We start from the raw sequence: 20,340 nt of genomic DNA on the forward strand, positions 1-20,340 counted from the left end.
GTGACGTGACCGTGCTGCTCACCGAGGACTCGGCGGTCGCCAAGGTCGCGGGCCCCAAGGCGGCCGTGCTCCTGGAGAAGAACAAGGGGATCCGGACGGTCGGGGACCTCTTCGAGTACCTGCCGCGCTCCTACGTCGCGACCAACACGCTGACCGACATGTCGACGCTGCGCGAGGGCCAGACCGTCCTCGTGGTGGCGCAGGTGGCCAAGGCGGTCACCAAGCCGCTGCGCCGCAGCCCTCGCCAGAAGATGCTCGTCGCCACGCTGACGGACGGGCAGAACCAGATCGACCTCACCTTCTTCAAGGCGTGGGGCCACCAGGCGAAGCTCGTGCCCGGCGTGGTCGGGATCTTCGTCGGGGCGGTGTCCCGGTTCAACGGCCGCTGGCAGCTCACGCATCCGGAGTACGAGATCCTCGGCTCCGACCTGGACGGGTGGGACGTCGGCCCGGAGGGCCGCCTCGACACGGTCAGCCGGCTCGACCACTACCGCGAACACCGCATCCCGGTCTACTCCGAGACCGGGAACGTCAGCTCGCTGAAGATCCGGACCATGGTCGAGCTGGCCTTCGACTCGGTGGAGACCGTCCGCGAACCGCTGCCGGACGACGTCCGCGAGCGCCGGGGGCTGCTCGGGCGGCGCGCGGCACTGGAGCTCGTGCACCGGCCGCGGCTGGAGGACGACACCGAGGTGGGGGTGGAGCGGCTGCGCTACGACGAGGCGTTCGTGCTCCAGGCGATCCTCGCCCAGCGGCGCAAGAGCATCGAGGCGATGGAGGCCACGGCGCGTATGCCTCGTGCCGGCGGCCTGCTCGCGTCGTTCGACGCTCGGCTGCCGTTCGAGCTGACCGCGGGGCAGCGGGCCATCGGCGAGACGTTGACCGAGGAGCTGGCCCGCAGCCGACCGATGCACCGCCTCCTTCAGGGCGAGGTCGGTTCGGGCAAGACTGTCGTGGCGCTGCGGGCGATGCTGGCGGTCATCGACGCGGGCGGCCAGGCGGCCCTGCTCGCGCCGACCGAGGTGCTCGCCATGCAGCACCAGCGCTCGATCTCGGCGATGCTCGGCGACCTGGCGATGGGTGGTCAGCTCGGCGGCGCCGACATCGGAACCCGCGTCGTGCTGCTGACCGGCTCTCAGCCGACGGCGGTGCGGCGGTCGGCGCTCAACGACGCCGTGACCGGTGATGCGGGCATCGTGGTCGGGACGCACGCGCTGATCCAGGAGCACGTGGCGTTCCACGACCTCGCTCTGGTGGTGGTCGACGAGCAGCACCGGTTCGGGGTGGAGCAGCGGGATGCGCTGCGGGAGAAGGGCCGCACCCCTCCGCACCTGCTGGTCATGACCGCCACGCCGATCCCGCGGACGGTGGCGATGACGGTGTTCGGCGACATGGAGACGTCGACGCTGCGTGAGCTTCCGGCGGGGCGCTCGCCGATCCAGACGCACGTCGTGGAGACGTCGAAGCCCGCGTGGGTGGAGCGGACCTGGCAGCGGATCGCCGAGGAGGTCGGCAAGGGGCACCAGGCCTACGTCGTGTGCCCCAAGATCGGCGATCCGGCCGATCCCTCGGCCGCGGATGACGTCGAGGTCGAACCGCCGCCCGACGACGACGGGGCCTCCGGCGCGGCCGGAGAGGTCGCGTCCCGCGAGCTGACCGGGGTGTACGACATGGCCGAGCGGCTGCGCGCGGTCCCGTCGCTCACGGGACTGCGGATCGAGGTGCTGCACGGCCGGCTCGACCCCGATGTCAAGGACCGGACCATGCGGGCCTTCGCGGCGGGGGAGATCGACGTCCTCGTCTCGACCACGGTGATCGAGGTCGGCGTCGACGTCGCGAACGCCTCGGTCATGGTGGTCATGGACGCGGACCGGTTCGGGATCTCCCAGCTGCACCAGCTGCGCGGGCGGGTCGGCCGTGGTGGGGTCCCCGGGCTCTGTCTGCTGCTCACCGAGGCCCCCGAGGGGACGCCGGCGCGGGAGCGGCTCGACGCGGTGGCGGGGACGACGGACGGGTTTGAGCTGGCCCGACGCGACCTCGAGCTGCGCCGGGAGGGAGACGTGCTCGGCGCGCGGCAGAGCGGGCGGGCCTCGTCGGTGCGGTTCCTGCGGATGGGGAACCCGCACGACGCGCAGATCATCGCCGACGCCCGCGAGGACGCCACGGCGGTCGTGGACCTCGACCCGACCCTGGCCGGCCACCCCGACCTGGCGGCTCGCGTGGCGGCCCGGCTGGACGAGGAGCAGGCGGCCTACCTGGAGCGGGGCTGACGGCGGTGACCCCACGGTGACCCGGATCATCAGCGGAGTGGCGGGCGGCCGTCGCCTGCAGACGCCGGCCGGCCCGCGGACCCGGCCCACCTCCGACCGTGTCCGTGAGGCCCTGTTCTCGCGGCTCGAGCACTTGGATGTCCTGTCGGGCGCGCGGGTGCTCGACCTGTACGCGGGTTCGGGGGCTCTCGGTCTCGAGGCGGCCAGCCGGGGCGCCCGGTCGGTGCTCCTCGTGGACGCCGACCGGAACGCGGCCAAGGTCGCTCGGGGGAACGCGGCGGTCGTGGGACTGCCCGGCGTCGTCGTGCGCGAGGACACCGTGGAGCGGGTCCTCCTGGCCGGCCCCGGCGGCGGGGGCCGGGTGGACCTCGTCCTCCTGGACCCGCCCTACGACCTGTCCGAGGACGCCCTCGGCGATGTGCTGGCGCTGCTGGTCGGCCACGGGTGGCTCGCGAGCGAGGCGCTGGTCGTCGTCGAGCGGTCCTCGCGCAGTCCGGAGCCCCGGTGGTCCGAGGGTCTCGCACCGGCCGGGGAGCGTCGCTACGGCGAGACCCGGATGTGGTTCGCCGACGCCGCCGGCCCCGACGCGGTGGCCTGACCCGGCGCATACCGCTGCGACTTTCCCGTGCTCCGGTCCCGCCGAGAGGCCAGCTTCGGCGGTTATCGGCGCCTTCTGAGCGGCCGAAGTCGACCTCTCGGCGGGAGTGGGGTGGACGGCGGGGCGGCACCAGGTGTGGCGCCGTTGGTACCGTTCGCGGGTGGCCAGCGAGGTGCGTCGGGCGGTCTGCCCCGGGTCGTACGACCCCGTGACCAACGGGCACGTCGACGTCGTCGCCCGCGCCGCCACGCTCTTCGACGAGATCGTCGTCGCCGTGCTCTACAACCCGGCCAAGCGGGGGACGTTCGCGATCGAGGAACGCCTGAGCCTCCTGGAGGAGTCGCTCACCGACGTCCCGAACCTGCGCGTCGAGGCCTTCGCGGACCGGCTGCTCGTCGACGTCTGCCGCGAGCTCGGCGCGTCGGCCGTCGTCAAGGGCCTCAGGGGCGGCACCGACTTCGCCTACGAGCTGCCGATGGCCCGGATGAACAAGCACCTGACCGGCATCGAGACGGTGTTCCTGCCCGGCGACCCCCGGTTCGACCACGTGTCGAGCTCACTGGTCAAGGAGGTCGCGAGGTACGGCGGCGACGTCACGGGCCTCGTCCCGGACGCCGTCCTCGCCGCGATGACCCGCCAATTTGGGCCCTGACCTGCGGCTCCGGTAATCTGGTCAGTCGGTCTTCGTCCGTGCGTGGACGACGACCGAACCTTCGACCTCTCCGAGAAAACTCATGCCGCGCCTCAACGCCCAGAACCCGATGGTCCTCGACACTCGGGAGCTCAATCGGCGGCCGGGCACCATGCAGGAGCTCACCCGGAGAGTGGAGGCTCCCGAGACCATCGGGACCGACGTCATCGCCATCCCCGCGGGAGACCCGCTGGACCTGGAGATCCGTCTGGAGTCGGTGGTCGAAGGGATCCTCGTGAGCGGTTCGGTCCGAGCCACGGCGACCGGGGCTTGCGTGCGGTGCCTGGAGCCGGCCACCTACCCGGTGGACGCGTCCTTCCAGGAGCTGTTCGCTTACGCCGATCGGGCGGCACACCACCACGAGGTGGGTGCCGACGCGAACGGGGCCGACGAGGACGTCGTGCGCGTGCTCGAGGGAGATCTGATCGACCTCGAGCCCGTGATCCGGGATGCAGTGGTGCCATCACTGCCGTTCCAACCGGTGTGCCGGGACGACTGCCCCGGGCTGTGCTCCGAGTGTGGAGCCCTGCTCGCGGAGGACCCCGACCATCACCACGACACGATCGACCCGCGGTGGGCCGCCCTGACCGGCGTGTTCACCGAGCAGCCCGGTACGACACCAGAGATGAACCCAGAGAAGAGGACATGACGTGGCCGTCCCGAAGCGGAAGACCTCGCGTTCCAACACCCGTTCGCGTCGAGCGAACTGGAAGGCGGCTCCGGTCGCCCTGACGACCTGCCCCCAGTGCGGCAACCCGACGCAGCCGCACGTGGCGTGCCCGTCGTGCGGCACGTACCAGGGTCGTCACTACGCCACCGCCGAGCGCACCGAGCACCAGGGCTGACTGGCGTCACTCAGGTGACCTCGTGACGTCGCCGGCTCCGAGCAGCACGTTCCCGCGCCCCGTCGGCGCGCTGGTCGACTACCTCGCCGAGGTGGTCGGTGAGCAGGTCGACGAGGCGCTGCTCGTGCGCGCCCTCACGCACCGCTCGTACGCGTACGAGCACGGCGGTCTGCCCAACAACGAGCGCCTCGAGTTCCTCGGCGACTCGGTGCTCGGCCTCGTCGTCACCGACACGCTGTACCGGACGCACCCGGACCTTCCCGAGGGCCAGCTGGCCAAGCTGCGCGCGGCCGTGGTCAACATGCGCGCCCTCGCGGAGGTCGCCCGCACCATCGGGCTCGGTGAGTACGTCTTCCTCGGACGCGGCGAGGAGGCGACGGGCGGCCGCAACAAGGCCTCGATCCTTGCGGACACGATGGAGGCGCTGATCGGGACGATCCACCTCTCGGGCGGGATCACCGCGGCGGGCGTGTTCGTCCACCACCTCTTCGACCCGCTGATGACCCAGTCGGCGTCCCTCGGGGCCGGCCTCGACTGGAAGACCAGCCTCCAGGAGCTGGCGGCACAGGCCGCCCTCGGCACGCCCGAGTACCGCGTCGACGAGTCCGGACCGGACCACGAGAAGGAGTTCGTGGCCAGCGCGGTCGTCGGCGCCGAGGTCCTGGGACGCGGCACCGGCCGGAGCAAGAAGGAGGCCGAGCAGCGCGCCGCCGAGCAGGCCTGGGCCGCCCTCGACGAGCGCCGCCGCCCCATCCCGGCCCTCGAGCCCAAGGTCACGTGACGTACCGACCGGTGCGGATGCCCGGTCCCGCCGAGCTCCGGTATGCCTGAGCTCCCCGAGGTCGAGACGGTCCGTCGCGGCCTCGACGCCTACGTCGTCGGGCGACGGATCACGTCAGCGGAGTTCCAGGGGGCCCGCGTGGTGCGACGGCACCTGCCCGGAGCCGCCGATCTCGCCGCTCGGGTCGAGGGGTCGCTCGTTGTCCAGGCCCGTCGGCGCGGCAAGTACCTCTGGCTGGTCCTCGAGGCCCCGGACGAACACGACATGGGTCTGCTGATGCACCTGGGCATGAGTGGCCAGCTGCTCGTACAGCCGCCGGACGCCCCCGACGAGAAGCACCTCCACGCCCGGTTCCGGTTCGAGGACCGGGAGACCGAGCTGCGGTTCGTCGACCAGCGGACCTTCGGCGGCGTGGCCCTCGCGGAGCTCGACTGGTCGACGGGTGACGGCATCCCGGAGCCGATCGCCCACATCGCCCCCGACCCGCTCGAGGCCGCGTGGGACGAGCCCGCGGTCGTGGCCCGGATGAAGGCCCGCAGCAGCGGGGTCAAGCGCTGTCTCCTCGACCAGTCGCTGGTCAGCGGCATCGGCAACATCTACGCCGACGAGGCCCTGTGGCGGGCCGCGATCCACGGTGAGCGCCCCGCCGACCGGCTCACCAAGCCCGCGCTCCACCGGCTGCTGGGCCACGCCCGCGAGGTCATGGTCGAGGCCCTCGGCCAGGGGGGGACCAGCTTCGACGCGCTCTACGTCAACGTCAACGGGTCCTCGGGCTACTTCGACCGGTCGCTCGACGCCTATGGTCAGGAGGGCCGGCCGTGCCGCCGCTGCGGGACGCCGATCCGGCGCGAGGCGTTCATGAACCGCTCGTCCTACTCCTGCCCCCGATGTCAGCCGCGCCCACGGACGGGCCGGCTCTGACTCAGCACGGGCGGTACAGCGCCCCCTTCCCTGGGCGCCAGGGCACCACTGTCGAAAACGGCGCTCACCTCGTCAGGTCCTCCGGCACGGCGGTGAGCGGCCCGCCGGCGTCTCCGGTGTTCACGGTGTTCTCCGGCTCCACCAGCACGACGCTCACATCGCCGTCGGCGACCGGACGGTGCTCCACGCCCTGGGGGACGACGTAGAGCTGTCCGGGGCCGAGCGTGACGTGCCGCTCTCCACTGCCGTCGCGCAGCTGGATGACCAGTGTCCCCTCGACGACCAGGAACAGCTCGTCGGTCTCCGGATGGCAGTGCCAGACGAACTCCCCCTTGAGCTTGACCACCTTGACGGCGTAGTCGTTGAGGCGGGCCACCACCTTGGGGCTCCAGTGCTCCGAGAACAGCGACAGCCGCTCGTGCAGGTCGACGACGCCCGTCATCAACGGCCCCGTCCGGCGACGCGGTAGCGGGCGACGACCGCGCCGCTCTCGAAGGCCTGGGTGCGGATGGGTTCGAGCTCGGTGTGCGTGTCGCCGAACAGCCGCGTACCGACGCCGAGGACAACGGGAAGGATGGTCAGCTGGTACTCGTCCACGAGTCCCGCCGCGGCCAGCTGGCGCACCAGGTCGCCACTGCCCAGGACCACCAGCTGCCCCTCGCCGTCGGCGCGAAGCGTCCGTACTGCGGCGACGGCGTCGCCGGCCAGCAGCGTCGACGTGGGATGCGGGAGCGGCTCGGTCAGCGAGCGCGAGGCGACGTACTTCCTGGTGCTGCGCAGGATCTCGGTGAACGGGTTGGGGTCCGGCGTCGACAGCCAGTGGCCGACCAGATCGAGGTAGGTGCGCCGGCCGAAGAGCATCTCCGTGCCGGACGCGCTGTCGCCCAGGCTCGCCTGGACCACCTCGGGGTGGTCGGCCAGCATCCGGGACGCCCAGCCTCCGTAGGTGAACCCGCCGCGCTCGTCCTCGTCCTCTCGGCCGGGGGCCTGCATGACCCCGTCCAACGAGAGGTTCTCCACGACCGTGATCGTCCGCATACCGCCAGCCTAGGAGCGACCGGAACCCCAGGGCGTACCCGGCGGTTAGCATCCTCTGCGTGACGGAGCCGCTGAACCCCCTGACCCTGCCCGCCCCCGCCGACGCCGAGGAGTGGCTGGACTCTCGGGCTCGCGCCGACCTCGACCGCGCCCGGGAGCTGGTCGCCGGCATCAAGGCCGATCGGCCCGCCGACGCGACCGACCTGCTCAACCGGTGGAACGACGTCAGCGTCGCGATCGGCAATGTCGCGTCCGTGGCGTCCCTGTTCAGCGAGGTCCACCCCCTCGAGACCGTCCGATCGCGGGGCGAGTCGGCGATGCAGGAGGTCCAGAAGCTCGACACCGACCTGAGCCTGGACCGCGACCTCTACGAGGTGTTCGCGGCGGTCGACGGTTCCGGTCTGGACGCGACGGCGCAGCGGCTGCTCGACAAGACGCTGCTCGACTTCCACCGTGGTGGCGTCGACAAGGACGACGCCACCCGCACCCGGGTCAAGGAGCTGTCGGAGCGGGCGATCCTCGTCGGCCAGGAGTTCAGCAAGAACATCCGCGACGACGTCCGCAGCATCAAGGTCACGCCCGACAAGCTCGACGGGATGCCGCAGGACTGGATCGACGCGCACGTCGTCGACGAGGACGGCTTCGTCACCCTGACCACCGACTACCCCGACGTCGTCCCGTTCTCGACCTACGGGCGCGACCGCGACACCCGGCGGGCGCTGCGGATGGAGTTCCTGAACCGTGCGTGGCCGGCCAACGACGCACTGCTCACGGAGCTCTTCGAGATCCGCCGCGAGCACGCGCACCTCCTCGGCTACCGCGACTGGGCGGACTACGACGCCGAGGTCAAGATGATCAAGGAGGGCGCGGCGATCCCGGAGTTCATCGACCGGATCGCCGTCGCCGCGCTCGAGTCCGGGGAGCGCGACCGGAACGTGGTCCTCGACCGGATGCGGCAGGACTACCCCGACGCCGAGACGATCGACGCGTCGGACCTGGCGTTCTACGCCGAGGCGGTCCGGCGAGAGCAGCTCGACGTCGACGCCCAGCAGGTGCGCACCTACTTCGACTTCACGGCGGTACGCCGCGGCCTCCTCGACGTCACGGGCCGGCTGTTCGGGCTGACCTACCGTCCCGCCGAGGACGCCGTGGTCTGGGACGAGGCGGTCGCCGCGTACGACGTGTTCCTCACCGACACCAACGAGCACCTCGGCCGGATCTACCTCGACCTCCACCCCCGCGAGGGAAAGTTCAAGCACGCGGCGCAGTTCGACCTGGTGCGGGGACTGGCCGGTCGGCAGCTCGCCGAGGGCACCCTCGTCTGCAACTTCCCGCGCGGCCTGATGGAGCACTCGGACGTCACGACGCTGTTCCACGAGTTCGGCCACCTGGTCCACCACGTGCTCGCCGGTCGCGGCGAGTGGGTGCGCTTCTCCGGCGTCGCGACCGAGTGGGACTTCGTCGAGGCGCCGAGCCAGATGCTCGAGGAGTGGGCGTGGGACGCCGACGTGCTCCGCACCTTCGCGCGCAACGCGGCCGGCGAGGAGATCCCCGACGCCCTCGTCGCCCGGATGCGTCGGGCCGACGACTTCGGCAAGGGCTACAACGCGCGCACCCAGATGTTCTACGCGTCGATGTCGTACTGGTTCCACGTCGACATCCCGGACGACCTCACCGAGCGGACGCGGGAGCTGCAGAGCCGCTACAGCCTGTTCCCCTACATCGAGGGGACCCACATGCCGGCCTCGTTCGGCCACCTCGAGGGCTACGGCTCGGGCTACTACACGTACATGTGGTCGCTGGTCATCGCCAAGGACATGTTCAGCGCGTTCGACCGCGACAACATGTTCGACCCCGAGGTCGCCGGCCGCTACCGCGACCGACTGCTCGCCCAGGGTGGGCAGCGCGACGCCGCCGACCTCGTCGCCGACTTCCTCGGCCGGCCCTACACGTTCGACGCGTACGCGGCCTGGTTGGCGGAGTAGCCGGCCCCGGTCGGGGAGACTAGGCCGCCCAGCGCAGCCGCACGTCGTCGGCGCGCTCGCAGCACCAGCACGCCTCCTGCGACCACATCCCGATCCACGCGACGGCGCACGACGTGCAGGTGAGCCACTGCACGTGCTCGCGGTATGCCTCGGGCCGGGCAGCCGGCAGGTCCTGGATCACGTCGAGGTTCATGCGGGGAGGAGCCCGAAGCGGTCGGTGCCGATACACGGGCGGGCCGTCACGGGCCCTTCAGCTCCTTGAGGACGACGGGTTGGCCGGTGTGGCGCGTGCTCAGCTCGGCCAGTGCGGCGCGGACCGTCTTGGCGAACAGGTGTGCGCCGGGGATGCCGGGGTGGACCTTGTCGGCCTGCAGCAGACCGAGGTTCGCCCGGATCGCGGTGTTCCAGTCGGCGACGATGACGTTCGGCCGGGTCGAGGCGACCCGGCCGAGGGTGGCGTTGGACTCGTCGATGAACGTCGAGTGCGGGTCGTAGAGGTTGACCAGGACGACCATCCGGTCCGGACCGAGGGCGTCGAGGGTCTGCACCACGGTGGCCTCGGTGACGCCGGCGTTGGTCCCGAACGCGAGCACCACCGCGCGCCGGGTGTCGACGCCGCGGGCCGTGACCGCCGCGAGCCCGTCGCTCCACCGCCGGTTGGACTTCGCGTCCTGCCGGACACCGGGAAAGTAGTAGTCGATGGCGCCACGGGTCGTCGCGATGAGGGAGTCGCCGAAGACGTCGATCTGGTCGCCGGCGGGCATGGACCAGTCCTGCGCGGGTCCGGCGGGCGCGGGGGCCGCCGACGCTGCGGGGGCGGGGGCCGGAGCGGCGGCCGGACCCGCGGCGTTGTCGGCGATGAGCTGCTCCGTGTCGCTGCGGGTGGGAGCCGTCGCGACGACGACCAGACTCGTCACGACGAGCGCGACCGCCGCTCCGACCGCGACCCGCGGCACCCATGACGTGTCGAACCGCACCGCGCTCCAGACCATCCGCCCACAGTCCCGGAAGCCCCACACCCGGATCGGTGCCTCGACGAACCGGTACGACAGATCGGCGAGCGCGATCGTGACGATGACGCACCAGATCGCGCTGACGACGTACTGGAACGTGCCGGGCTCCGTCCGCATCTCCTGCCCGATGATGACGATGACCGGCCAGTGCCAGAGGTAGATGCCGTAGGACCGACGTCCGATCCACGTCACGGGCTCGGCGCTCATCAGGGTGCGCCACCGAGACTCCGGCTCGGACGAATCGGAGGACTCGGTATGCGGGTCGCTCGGCGAGGAGGCTCCGGTCGCGGCCCGGACGGGCAGCAGCGCCGCGACGAGCACGACCGTGGCGACGCAGCCGAGCACCAGGCCGCCGCGGTAGGTCAGTGGCGAGTCCTCGCGGAGCAGCCACAGCAGCGCGGCCAGCGTGACCAGTGCCACCCCGAGGACCGGCCGGCGCACCGCGAGCCAGACCGACGCATACCGGGTCCGCCAGGAGGAGGACCAGACGAACGCGAGCGCCGCACCGAGCATCAGCCCCATGACGTGCGTGTCGGTGCCGTAGTAGACCCGGGTGGCGTCCTCGCCGGGGACGTACAGGAGGGCCATCAGCGCGGTGGACAGCAGGGCGACGCCGAGCGACACGCCCAGGCCGACCGCCACGCGCCGACCGCGTAGCAGCGTCGCCGTCATGACCGCCGCCACGACCAGGGGCCAGAGGAGGTAGAACTGCTCCTCCACGGCCAGCGACCAGAAGTTCATGAACAGCTGCGGCGCGGTCTGGTCGAAGTAGCTCGACCCGGCTGCCGTCTCGACCCAGTTGGTCGAGAAGGTCAGGGCGCCGAGGATCTGCCGCCCGATGTGCACGACCAGGTCGTGGTGCGCCACCCTCGCGGCGAGGGTGCTGAGCACGACGCAGACGACGAGAGCGGGGATCAGGCGCCGGGCTCGCCGGGTCCAGAACCGGCCGAACGCGATCCGGCCGTGAGCGAGAGCCTCGCGCTGGAGCAGGGTGGTGATGAGGAACCCGGAGACGACGAAGAAGACGTCCACGCCGAGGAAGCCGCCGGGCAGCCACGAGGGGTCGAGGTGGTAGACGAGCACCGCACCGATGGCCAGGGCGCGGAGCCCGTCGAGGCCGTCGAGATGGGTCGTCGCCGCGGGGGGCGTGCCGCCATACGTGGGGGTGGTCGTGCTCCGGGCGGGGCGCTCCAGCGTCGACACCGTGCGACCGCCTCCTCACCCGTCCGACCCCCTGCGCGCGAGCGTAGGACGGGCCGGACGGAGGACGGTGGCGCCACGCGGTCGCCACTACGGACGGCCTCGTAGGGTGGTCCGGTGGCGGAGGGTACGGAGCGGGTGACCGTCTACGTCCGGGGCGACGTGCAGGGCGTGGGGTTCCGGTTCTGGACCCGGGCCCGCGCCCGGGAGCTCGGCCTGGTGGGCCATGCGAAGAACCTCCCCGACGGCCGGGTGGAGGTGGTCGCGCAGGGGGACGGGGACGCCCTGGACCGCCTCATGGCGCTGCTCCAGGAGGAGCCGTCGGCGTCCGGACGTCCCGGCGCCGTGACCGGGGTCGTCACCCAGTGGGGGCGCGCCCTGCCGGGCGTCGGGTCGTTCGACGCGCGGTAGTCGATAGCCTGCCTGCGTGAGCGAGGTCCCGCCGGAGCTGGTCGAGCTGCGTCGCAGCATCGACAACATCGACGCGGCGCTGATCCACCTGCTGGCCGAGCGGTTCAAGGCCACCCAGACGGTGGGCGAGCTCAAGGCCCGGCTCCGGATGCCGCCCGCCGACCCCGGCCGTGAGGAGCGGCAGGTCGCGCGCCTGCGGACCCTCGCCGAGGAGTCCGGGCTGGACCCGGTGTTTGCCGAGAAGTTCCTCGCCTTCGTCATCGCCGAGGTCATCCACCACCACGAACAGATCGCCGAGGCCGGTCAGGACTGACCAGGCAGTCACACCTGCCCCATCAGCCCCTCGAACCACCGAGCCCGCGACGTCCGCGGGCCTCCGCGTCCCCGCTTGTAGGGTGACGGGACCCCGAGCATGACCCGAGGAGAGCCCGCACCCGTGTACGTCAAGAGCCTGACGATGAAGGGCTTCAAGTCCTTCGCGTCCGCCACGCACCTGCGCCTCGAACCCGGCATCACGTGCATCGTCGGCCCCAACGGGTCCGGCAAGTCCAACGTCGTCGACGCGCTCGCCTGGGTCATGGGGGAGCAGGGTGCCAAGTCGCTCCGGGGCGGCTCGATGGAGGACGTCATCTTCGCGGGCACCGCCGGACGGCCGCCACTGGGCCGGGCCGAGGTCGCCCTCACCATCGACAACACCGACGGCGCCCTGCCGATCGACTACACCGAGGTGACCATCTCGCGGACGATGTTCCGCAGCGGTGGCTCGGAGTACGCCATCAACGGCACCTCGTGCCGCCTGCTCGACATCCAGGAGCTGCTCTCCGACAGTGGGATCGGCCGCGAGATGCACGTCATCGTCGGCCAGGGCCAGCTCGACGCGGTGCTCCGCGCGACGCCCGAGGAGCGCCGCGGCTTCATCGAGGAGGCCGCCGGCGTGCTCAAGCACCGCAAGCGCAAGGAACGCGCGCTGCGCAAGCTGGAGTCGATGGAGGCCAACCTCACCCGGATCACCGACCTCACCGGCGAGATCCGCCGCCAGCTCGGCCCGCTCGGGCGCCAGGCCGAGACGGCTCGCAAAGCCGCCGTCATCCAGGCCGAGGTCCGCGACGCCCGCCTGCGGGTCCTCGCCGACGACCTGGTCCAGCTCACCTCCACGCTCGAGCAGGAGGTCGCCGACGAGACCGCCCTCATCGCGCGGCGCACCGAGGTCGAGGACGGCCTCACCGGGCTCGGGTCACGGGTCGCCGAGCTCGAGTCGGCAGCCGAGGCCGCCCGCCCCGAGATCTCCCAGGCCCAGGACCGCTGGTATGCGCTCGCCCGCCTCACCGAGCGGCTCACCGCCACGGGGTCGCTGGCCACCGAGCGGGTTCGCCTGCTGCGCCAGGACCTCGCCGACGAGGCCCGCGACGCCGGGTCCGGCGCGTCCAGCCGCGACCCCGAGGAGCTGCGTCGCCAGGCGGCGGAGCTGCTGCACCAGCACGAGGCGCTGGTGGTCGAGATCGCCGACGCGACCGCCGCGCTCGAGGCCGCCGTCGCCGAGCGCGCGGACGTCGAGCAGGCCTACGCGGCGGAGCAGCAGCGCCTCGCCCTCGTCGCCCGCGCCGTCGCCGACCGTCGCGAGGGCCTGGCCCGGCTCGCCGGCCAGGTCGCCGCCAAGGCCTCCCGCATCGAGGCCGCGGAGGGGGAGATCGGCCGGATGCGCGAGACGGTCGCCGCCGCGCGAGCCCGGGCCGCCCAGGCCGAGCGCGAGTTCGCCGCGCTGGAGTCGTCGATCGCCGCCGAGGAGGCCGGCGAGGAGGACCTCGACGCGGGCTACGAGCACGCCGCCGCCCACCTCGACCGGCTCCAGGCCGAGCTCGAGGAGCTCCAGGAGGCCGAGCGGTCCGCGGAACGCGACCGTCAGTCCTTCACGGCCCGCGTGGACGCGCTCGACATGAGCCTGCGTCGCAAGGACGGGGCGGCCGCGTTGCTGGCGGCCGGGGACGACACGCATACGATCGCCGGTTCGGTCGCCTCGCTCGTGCAGGTCGAGGCCGGCCACGAGGTCGCGGTCGCCGCCGCCCTGGGCTGGGCCGGCGACGCGCTCGCCGTCGACACGCTGGCCGGCGCCGCCGCGGCGGTGGACCGGCTGCGCTCCGACGACGCCGGGCGCGCCGGGCTGCTCGTCGCCGAGACCGCCGGCTCGGTGGAGCGGTCCGGGTGGTCGTCGCTCCCGCGCGGGGCGCGGTGGGCGGTCGACGTCGTGTCGTGCTCCGACCGGCTCCGCCCGGCGGTCGACCGGCTCCTCGAGCGGGTGGCCCTCGTCGACAGCGCCGACGCCGTCGCGGGGCTGGTTCGCGACGGGGCGACCGCGGTGACGCCCGACGGCGACGTGTTCGGGCCCGGCTGGGTTCGCGGCGGGAGCGCTGCCGCCCCGAGCCTCATCGAGATCCAGGCCGCCGTCGACGAGGCCCGCGACCGGGTCACCGAGGCGGCCGGCCGGGGCGAGCGCGCCCGGTTCGCCATGGCCTCGCTGCGGACCCGGGTGGCCGAGGCGTCCGACGCCGTCGAGGGCGCCCTGGACCAGCTGCACGACTCCGACGCGAAGATGTCGGCGGTCGCCGAGAAGCTCGGGGCCCTCGGCGTGGCGGTACGCAGCGCGCGGTCCGAGGCCGAGCGCACGGAGCGGGCCATCGCTGCCGCCGAGGCGGCGCTCGACAGCGACCGGACCGAGCACGCGGCGCTCGCGGAACGCTACGAGGCCGCCGGCGTGCCGCCGGACACCACCGATGCGGACGTGGGCACCGACGAGCGCGACCGGCTCGACGCCGCCGCGACCGCCGCTCGCGCGCACGAGACCGAGCTGCGTCTCGCACTGCGCACCCGCGAGGAGCGCGGCCGTGCCCTGCACGACCGCGCGACTGCCCTCGAGGCGGCGGCCGTGGCCGAGATCGAGGCCCGGGCCCGGCACCAGGCCCGGCGGCAGCGCCGCCTGCGGGAGGCGGAGGTGGCCGAGGCGGTCCGCGTGGGCGCCGCCTACGCCGCCGGAGTCGTCACCCGCGCCGCGGAGCGGGCCGATGCCCTCCGCCGCCGCGCCGAGGAGGCCCGCACCGCGCGTGACGCCGAGCTCGGCGTGCTGCGCCGCGACGTCGCCACGCTCCAGGACGAGCTGCGCGAGCTGACCGACTCCGTCCACCGCGACGAGGTGGCGCGGACCCAGCAGCGGCTGCGCATCGAGCAGCTGGAGACGCGGGCCGTGGAGGAGCTGGGGGTCGACCCGGCCACCCTCGTCGAGGAGTTCGGTCCCCACCAGCTGGTGCCCATGGCCCCCGCCGAGGGGAGCGACGAACCCGGCGAGCCACAGGCCTACGTGCGCGAGACCCAGGAGAAACGGCTACGCAGCGGCGAGCGGCGGCTCGCGGCGCTGGGGCGGGTCAACCCCCTCGCGCTGGAGGAGTTCACCGCGCTGGAGGAGCGCCACACGTTCCTCACCACGCAGCTGGAGGACCTCAAGCGGTCCAAGCGCGACCTGCTCGACATCATCCGCGAGGTCGACGAGCGGATCGAGCGGGTGTTCACCGAGGCCTACCACGATGTCGCGGTGCAGTTCGAGCGCGTGTTCAGCCGGCTGTTCCCGGGCGGGGAGGGTCGGTTGATCCTCACCGACCCGGACAACATGCTCACCACCGGGCTCGACGTCGAGGCGCGGCCGCCGGGCAAGAAGATCAAGCGGCTCTCGTTGCTCTCCGGTGGCGAGCGGTCCCTGGTGGCCGTGGCCCTGCTGGTCTCGATCTTCACGGCCCGGCCGTCGCCGTTCTACATCCTCGACGAGGTGGAGGCCGCGCTGGACGACGCCAACCTCGGCCGGCTGATCCTGCTCCTGGAGGAGCTGCGCGACTCCAGCCAGCTGATCGTCATCACCCACCAGAAGCGCACGATGGAGATCGCCGACGCGCTCTACGGCGTGACAATGCGCGGCGACGGTGTCACCACGGTGGTGTCCCAGCGGATGTCCGAGGTCGCCGGGGCGCGCTCCGCCTGAGGGAACACCGCACGACGGCGGCCCGTTGCCGACCTGAGACCCGGTGGGGTTTGAGGTGGTGGGTGACAGTTCGGTCACAGCCGGTCCGGTATGCGTGGCGCGGCCTCGCGGCGTGGTCACATCCGTCACACTGGTCACATGTTCGCCCTGGTCTTCGGCATGTTGGTCTGCCTCGTCGGAGGCATGGTGGTCGTCGGTGTCGTGGCGGCACAGGCCCGAAAGGACGGTCGCGAGCTGCTGACGGCCCGTGGCGAAGAGGTCGTCGGGCGGGTGCACACCAAACGCTGACGCCCGGCCGCGACGCGGCTCGCCACTGCGTCGAGGCGTGCGTCGAGTCGTGCGGCGAGTCTGCGGCTGACGTCCGGATTTCGCGGGGGTTCAGAGCCCGAACGGGCGTCCGGTCGGTCCCGCGGACCGTGCAAGGATGGGCGCCGTGCTCGACCAGGTCTGGGAGATCGTTGCCGTCTGCGCCATCGTCGCCATCGTCCTCGTGGCGGGCGTCGTCGGGCTGGTTCGCGGGCGGTCGTCGCGCCAGAAGGAGCTGACGCCGCCGCCACCACCGCCCAAGCCCTCGACGCCGACCGCCCCGCCGACCGACCTCGACAGCGACGCCGACGGTAGGGGTGTCGACACCCTTCCGGCGCCCACGCCGACCCGCCCGGCCGAGCCCGAGGTGGACGACGACGTCGTCCTCGTCGAGGAGCTGCCGACCCTCGAGCGGCCGGCCTCGGCCCGTGGCCGCCTGGCTCGCCTCCGCGCCCGCCTGGCCCGCAGCAACTCGGCCATCGGCAACGCGCTGCTCGTCCTGCTTTCCCGCGGCGGCCTCGACGAGGAGGCGTGGGAGGAGGTCGAGGACACCCTGATCCGGGCCGACCTCGGTGTCGACGCCACTACCGAGCTCGTCGACAAGCTGCGCACCAAGGTCAAGGTCGACGGCTCCGGCGCGACCAGCGAGGCCGAGGTCAAGGCCTGGCTCAAGGCCGACCTGCTGGCCCTCGTCGACCCGGACATGGACCGTCGGATCGCCTCGTCGCGCATCGACGGCCGTCCCGCCGTCATCCTCGTCGTCGGCGTCAACGGGACCGGCAAGACGACCACCGTCGGCAAGCTCGCGCGAGTCCTCGTCTCGGAGGACCGCGACGTCATCCTCGGGGCGGCCGACACGTTCCGCGCCGCCGCAGCCGACCAGCTCGAGACGTGGGGCGCGCGGGTGGGGGTACCCACGATCCGCTCGGAGAAGGAGGGCGCCGACCCGGCCGCGGTCGCGTTCGACGCGGTCAAGGCCGCCGGCGAGATCGAGGCGGACGTCGTCATCATCGACACCGCCGGCCGCCTGCACAACAAGGTGGGCCTCATGGACGAGCTGGGCAAGGTGAAGCGGGTCATCGAGAAGCAGAGCCCGATCGACGAGGTCCTCCTCGTGCTCGACGCCACCACCGGCCAGAACGGGCTGCGACAGGCCGAGGTGTTCTCCGAGGCGGTCAAGGTCACCGGGATCGTCCTGACCAAGCTGGACGGCACCGCCAAGGGCGGCATCGTCGTCGCCGTGCAGCGTCAGCTCGGCGTGCCGGTCAAGCTGGTCGGCCTGGGCGAGGGCCCCGACGACCTGGCGCCGTTCGACGCCGAGGCGTTCGTCGACGCGATCGTCGGCTGAGAGACCCTAGATCGGGTTCAGTCGGCGCCATTCCTTGCGCAGGTCCTCGCGCGGGTGGCGCGGGTCGGTCAGCGCCCACCGCACGGTGTTCACGGCCAGCGCGCCGGCCGGCAGCGTGACCGTCCGCTCGGTGACCGGCAGGACGGGCAGCCGCAGCATCTCCTTGACCCACACCGGCAGCAGCGCCACCGCGCCGGCCGCCAGACACGCATACCCGGGTCGTTCCACCCAGCGGAGCGGCGGGTGGAGGAGCAGGAACCGTGCCGCGTCGTGCGCTGCCGGCGTACCCGCCAGCTCCGGCCGGTAGACGTCCAGCGTCGTCTCGAGCTCGGCGACCGTCCGCGGCGGGTCGACGACGCCGAGGCGGGCCGCGATGGACCCGGACTGCGCGACGTACTCGTCCTCGTCGGCCGCCGACAGCACGGACGAGCCGAACCGCCGGTATGCGGCGAGGAAGCTGTCCGCCTCGGCCGCGTGGACCCAGCCGAGCAGGTGAGGGTCCGACGCCGCATACCCGCGTCCGTCCGGCGCCCGCCCGCGTACCCGCTCGTGGATGCCGCGCACCATCTCGACCGCTGCCTCGGCGTCCTCAGCGGTGCCGAACGTGGTCCGCGCCAGGAATGCCGAGGTCCGCTGCAGCCGGCCCCACGGATCCGACCGGTAACCCGAGTGCCCGGCCACCCCGGCCATGGCCAGCGGATGCAGCGACTGCAGCAGCAGCGCGCGGATCCCGCCGACGAACATCGAGGCGTCGTCGTGGACCCGCCAGACGGCGTCGGTCTCGCTGAACGACCGCGGACCCTCGGCCAGCCAGATCGCGCGGGCCTTGTCCTCGGCCCCCTCACCGACCACCTTGTCGCGCAACGAGTTCGCCAGCCAGCGGCGGGTGGAGGGAATGCTCACCCCTCATCCTCACCCGGAGACCGCCATAGCCGCGAGGCGGGGTCAGGCGGAGCGCGGCCGCCCACGAAACACAGCGATAACACGTGGCGCGGATTGCTTACACGTCCGTAACAGTCGTCGCGACGCCGCGAAACGCGGTTCCCTCACAGTTTCGGTCCATGAGCGCACTTTCAATCGTGACGGCTGACGGGCCGTTCATCGACAGCGGGAACACAGCCTGGGTCCTCGCGGCCGCGGCCCTCGTCCTCTTCATGACGCCCGGTCTGGCCTTCTTCTACGGCGGCATGGTCCGCACCAAGAGCGTCCTCAACATGATGATGATGTCGTTCATCACGATGGGGACCGTCGGCACCGCATGGATCCTGTGGGGGTACAGCGAGGCATTCGGCGCCGACGCCGGTCTGGGGCTCGTGGGGAACCCCTTCGACAAGTTCGGACTGACCGGGGTCTTCTCGGAGATCGTCGGGTACGTCCCGGCGAACGCCGACACCGGCGCCGCGGCCAGCGGTGGAATCCCCGCCGCCGCCTTCGTCGCCTTCCAGGTCGTCTTCGCGATCATCGCGGTGGCCCTGGTCTCCGGCGCGGTCGCCGACCGCGTCAAGTTCGGCGCCTGGACGGCCTTCACCCTTATCTGGGCGACCCTCGTCTACTTCCCCATTGCCCACTGGGTGTTCGCCTTCAGCGGGTACGCGGCCGAGACCGGCGGCTGGATCGCCAACAAGGCCGAGGGCCTCTTCCTCGGCGGCGTCGGCGCCTACGACTTCGCCGGCGGTACCGCCATCCACATCAACGCCGGCGTCGCGGGACTCGCGCTGGCGATCCTCATCCGTAACCGCGTGGGCTGGGGCAAGGAGCCCATGCGCCCCCACAACCTCACCCTCGTCATGATCGGCGCCGGCATCCTCTGGTTCGGCTGGTTCGGATTCAACGCGGGGTCGGCGCTCGGAGCCGGGCCCCAGGCGGCCGGCGTCTGGGTCAACACCCTCGGCGCCACCTGCACGGCCATGCTCGGCTGGCTCATCGTGGAGAAGATCCGCGACGGCCACCCGACGTCCCTCGGCGCCGCCTCCGGTGTCGTCGCGGGCCTGGTCGCCATCACCCCCGCCTGTGCGACGGTCTCGGCCCCGGGCGCCCTGGTCGTCGGTGTCATCGCCGGGGTGGGCTGTGCACTGGCCGTGGGCCTGAAGTTCAAGCTGGGCTTCGACGACAGCCTCGACGTCGTCGGCGTCCACCTCGTGGGCGGACTCATCGGCACGCTGCTCATCGGCTTCCTCGCGGACGCCACGAACAGCCCCACCGCGGCCGCCGGTCTCACCCAGAACGACGGTCTGTTCCTTGGCGGCGGGTTCGGCCAGCTCGGCGCCCAGGCCGAGGGTGCGGCAGCGGTCCTGATCTACTCGTTCATCGTCACCTCGATCATCGGCTTCGCCCTCGACCGCACGATCGGCTTCACGATCAAGCCCGAGGACGAGGTCGAGGGCATCGACCTCCTCGAGCACGCGGAGTCGGCCTACGAGCTCACCAGCTTCGGTGGGGGGAGCGCCCGCAGCGTCATCGCGGCCCGCACCGCCCCGCTGGAGTCGGGTGACTCGGAGCCCGCCACCAAGGAAGGAGCCTCGGCATGAAGCTCATCACGGCGATCATCAAGCCGCACCAGCTCGACGAGGTGAAGGAGGCCCTCGAGGCCTACGGCATCTCGGGCATGACCATCAGCGAGGCGAGCGGCTACGGCCGGCAGCGGGGACACAGCGAGGTCTACCGCGGCGCGGAGTACACCGTGGACTTCGTCCCGAAGGTCCGTGTCGAGGTCCTCATCGACGACCTCGACGCCGGGAGCGTCATCGACGTCGTCCTCAAGGCCGCGCAGACCGGCCGCATCGGCGATGGGAAGATCTGGTCGATCCCCGTCGACGACGTGGTGCGGGTCCGCACCGGTGAGCGCGGCCACGACGCGCTCTGAGCACCTCATGACGCTACGGACCGGTCGACCGGCGACCCCCGCCTCGGCC

Annotated in this window: 20 protein-coding genes; 15 read left to right on the plus strand and 5 right to left on the minus strand. The window is 72.1% G+C overall.

What is annotated here, in order from left to right; genetic code table 11:
• Positions 1-5 precede the first annotated feature (5 nt).
• From VIG79_RS09865 to mutM, 7 genes are all read left to right on the plus strand, one after another.
• A complete protein-coding gene (locus tag VIG79_RS09865; protein ID WP_331885068.1) occupies positions 6-2,270 on the plus strand; it encodes an ATP-dependent DNA helicase RecG in 2,265 nt (754 codons plus the stop codon).
• Positions 2,271-2,286: 16 nt separating this feature from the next.
• On the plus strand, positions 2,287-2,868 hold the full coding sequence (gene rsmD, locus VIG79_RS09870; protein WP_331885070.1) for a 16S rRNA (guanine(966)-N(2))-methyltransferase RsmD: 582 nt from the start codon (positions 2,287-2,289) through the stop codon (positions 2,866-2,868).
• A gap of 160 nt (positions 2,869-3,028) precedes the next feature.
• On the plus strand, positions 3,029-3,520 hold the full coding sequence (coaD, locus tag VIG79_RS09875; protein ID WP_331885072.1) for a pantetheine-phosphate adenylyltransferase: 492 nt from the start codon (positions 3,029-3,031) through the stop codon (positions 3,518-3,520).
• 82 nt (positions 3,521-3,602) lie between these two features.
• Entirely contained in the window at positions 3,603-4,208 is a 606-nt protein-coding gene (locus VIG79_RS09880; RefSeq protein ID WP_331885074.1) for a DUF177 domain-containing protein, read from the plus strand.
• A 1-nt stretch (position 4,209) separates the two neighbouring features.
• On the plus strand, positions 4,210-4,404 hold the full coding sequence (gene rpmF / locus VIG79_RS09885) for a 50S ribosomal protein L32 (protein ID WP_331885076.1): 195 nt from the start codon (positions 4,210-4,212) through the stop codon (positions 4,402-4,404).
• A 22-nt stretch (positions 4,405-4,426) separates the two neighbouring features.
• A complete protein-coding gene (gene rnc / locus VIG79_RS09890) occupies positions 4,427-5,185 on the plus strand; it encodes a ribonuclease III (RefSeq protein ID WP_331885078.1) in 759 nt (252 codons plus the stop codon).
• A 42-nt stretch (positions 5,186-5,227) separates the two neighbouring features.
• A complete protein-coding gene (gene mutM / locus VIG79_RS09895) occupies positions 5,228-6,106 on the plus strand; it encodes a bifunctional DNA-formamidopyrimidine glycosylase/DNA-(apurinic or apyrimidinic site) lyase (RefSeq protein ID WP_331885080.1) in 879 nt (292 codons plus the stop codon).
• 64 nt (positions 6,107-6,170) lie between these two features.
• On the opposite strand, the gene VIG79_RS09900 is transcribed toward mutM, so the two are convergent.
• Positions 6,171-6,548: a cupin domain-containing protein gene (locus VIG79_RS09900; RefSeq protein WP_331885082.1), complete on the minus strand. Its 378-nt coding sequence runs from the start codon at positions 6,546-6,548 to the stop codon at positions 6,171-6,173.
• Positions 6,548-7,144, minus strand: a complete 597-nt coding sequence (locus VIG79_RS09905) for a dihydrofolate reductase family protein (RefSeq protein WP_331885084.1) — start codon at positions 7,142-7,144, stop codon at positions 6,548-6,550. The genes VIG79_RS09900 and VIG79_RS09905 overlap by 1 nt, the downstream gene beginning before the upstream one ends.
• Before the next feature lie 59 nt (positions 7,145-7,203).
• On the opposite strand from VIG79_RS09905, the gene VIG79_RS09910 reads away from it, so the two are divergent.
• Positions 7,204-9,129 carry a M3 family metallopeptidase gene (locus tag VIG79_RS09910; protein WP_331885086.1) on the plus strand — a complete coding sequence of 642 codons (1,926 nt, stop codon included), beginning with the start codon at positions 7,204-7,206 and terminating at the stop codon, positions 9,127-9,129.
• A gap of 19 nt (positions 9,130-9,148) precedes the next feature.
• Here VIG79_RS09910 and VIG79_RS09915 read toward each other — a convergent pair whose 3' ends face one another.
• Both VIG79_RS09915 and VIG79_RS09920 read right to left on the minus strand, forming a co-directional pair.
• Positions 9,149-9,322: a hypothetical protein gene (locus VIG79_RS09915; RefSeq protein ID WP_331885088.1), complete on the minus strand. Its 174-nt coding sequence runs from the start codon at positions 9,320-9,322 to the stop codon at positions 9,149-9,151.
• Positions 9,323-9,368: 46 nt separating this feature from the next.
• On the minus strand, positions 9,369-11,345 hold the full coding sequence (locus VIG79_RS09920) for an acyltransferase family protein (protein WP_331885090.1): 1,977 nt from the start codon (positions 11,343-11,345) through the stop codon (positions 9,369-9,371).
• A 114-nt stretch (positions 11,346-11,459) separates the two neighbouring features.
• Between VIG79_RS09920 and VIG79_RS09925 the strand changes: the two genes are divergently transcribed.
• The 5 genes from VIG79_RS09925 (at position 11,460) to ftsY (ending at position 17,428) form a co-directional block, all read left to right on the plus strand.
• Positions 11,460-11,753 carry an acylphosphatase gene (locus tag VIG79_RS09925; RefSeq protein WP_331885092.1) on the plus strand — a complete coding sequence of 98 codons (294 nt, stop codon included), beginning with the start codon at positions 11,460-11,462 and terminating at the stop codon, positions 11,751-11,753.
• 16 nt (positions 11,754-11,769) lie between these two features.
• Positions 11,770-12,066 (plus strand): chorismate mutase, encoded by a 297-nt coding sequence (locus VIG79_RS09930; protein WP_331885094.1) that lies wholly within the window; start codon positions 11,770-11,772, stop codon positions 12,064-12,066.
• A gap of 123 nt (positions 12,067-12,189) precedes the next feature.
• A complete protein-coding gene (gene smc / locus VIG79_RS09935; protein ID WP_331885096.1) occupies positions 12,190-15,774 on the plus strand; it encodes a chromosome segregation protein SMC in 3,585 nt (1,194 codons plus the stop codon).
• 138 nt (positions 15,775-15,912) lie between these two features.
• Positions 15,913-16,062: a hypothetical protein gene (locus VIG79_RS09940; RefSeq protein WP_331885098.1), complete on the plus strand. Its 150-nt coding sequence runs from the start codon at positions 15,913-15,915 to the stop codon at positions 16,060-16,062.
• Between the two features lie 136 nt (positions 16,063-16,198).
• Positions 16,199-17,428, plus strand: coding sequence for a signal recognition particle-docking protein FtsY (gene ftsY, locus VIG79_RS09945; protein WP_331885100.1), 1,230 nt, complete (start codon positions 16,199-16,201; stop codon positions 17,426-17,428).
• A gap of 6 nt (positions 17,429-17,434) precedes the next feature.
• Here ftsY and VIG79_RS09950 read toward each other — a convergent pair whose 3' ends face one another.
• Positions 17,435-18,331, minus strand: a complete 897-nt coding sequence (locus VIG79_RS09950; RefSeq protein WP_331885102.1) for an oxygenase MpaB family protein — start codon at positions 18,329-18,331, stop codon at positions 17,435-17,437.
• A gap of 158 nt (positions 18,332-18,489) precedes the next feature.
• Between VIG79_RS09950 and VIG79_RS09955 the strand changes: the two genes are divergently transcribed.
• Entirely contained in the window at positions 18,490-19,956 is a 1,467-nt protein-coding gene (locus VIG79_RS09955) for an ammonium transporter (RefSeq protein WP_331885104.1), read from the plus strand.
• Positions 19,953-20,291 (plus strand): P-II family nitrogen regulator, encoded by a 339-nt coding sequence (locus VIG79_RS09960; protein ID WP_331885106.1) that lies wholly within the window; start codon positions 19,953-19,955, stop codon positions 20,289-20,291. The genes VIG79_RS09955 and VIG79_RS09960 overlap by 4 nt, the downstream gene beginning before the upstream one ends.
• The last annotated feature ends 49 nt before the right edge of the window (positions 20,292-20,340 follow it).

This window comes from Lapillicoccus sp. (assembly GCF_036559105.1).
Classification (GTDB): Bacteria; Actinomycetota; Actinomycetes; order Actinomycetales; family Dermatophilaceae; genus Lapillicoccus.

Bases quoted from the DNA above. Each gene is read 5' to 3' on its own strand.
- VIG79_RS09940 (WP_331885098.1), top strand. From the start codon at position 15,913: ATGTTCGCCCTGGTCTTCGGCATGTTGGTCTGCCTCGTCGGAGGCATG.
- VIG79_RS09960 (WP_331885106.1), top strand. From the start codon at position 19,953: ATGAAGCTCATCACGGCGATCATCAAGCCGCACCAGCTCGACGAGGTG.
- VIG79_RS09880 (WP_331885074.1), top strand. From the start codon at position 3,603: ATGCCGCGCCTCAACGCCCAGAACCCGATGGTCCTCGACACTCGGGAG.
- VIG79_RS09905 (WP_331885084.1), bottom strand. From the start codon at position 7,144: ATGCGGACGATCACGGTCGTGGAGAACCTCTCGTTGGACGGGGTCATG.
- ftsY (WP_331885100.1), top strand. From the start codon at position 16,199: ATGGGCGCCGTGCTCGACCAGGTCTGGGAGATCGTTGCCGTCTGCGCC.
- VIG79_RS09955 (WP_331885104.1), top strand. From the start codon at position 18,490: ATGAGCGCACTTTCAATCGTGACGGCTGACGGGCCGTTCATCGACAGC.
- VIG79_RS09915 (WP_331885088.1), bottom strand. From the start codon at position 9,322: ATGAACCTCGACGTGATCCAGGACCTGCCGGCTGCCCGGCCCGAGGCA.
- mutM (WP_331885080.1), top strand. From the start codon at position 5,228: ATGCCTGAGCTCCCCGAGGTCGAGACGGTCCGTCGCGGCCTCGACGCC.
- VIG79_RS09900 (WP_331885082.1), bottom strand. From the start codon at position 6,548: ATGACGGGCGTCGTCGACCTGCACGAGCGGCTGTCGCTGTTCTCGGAG.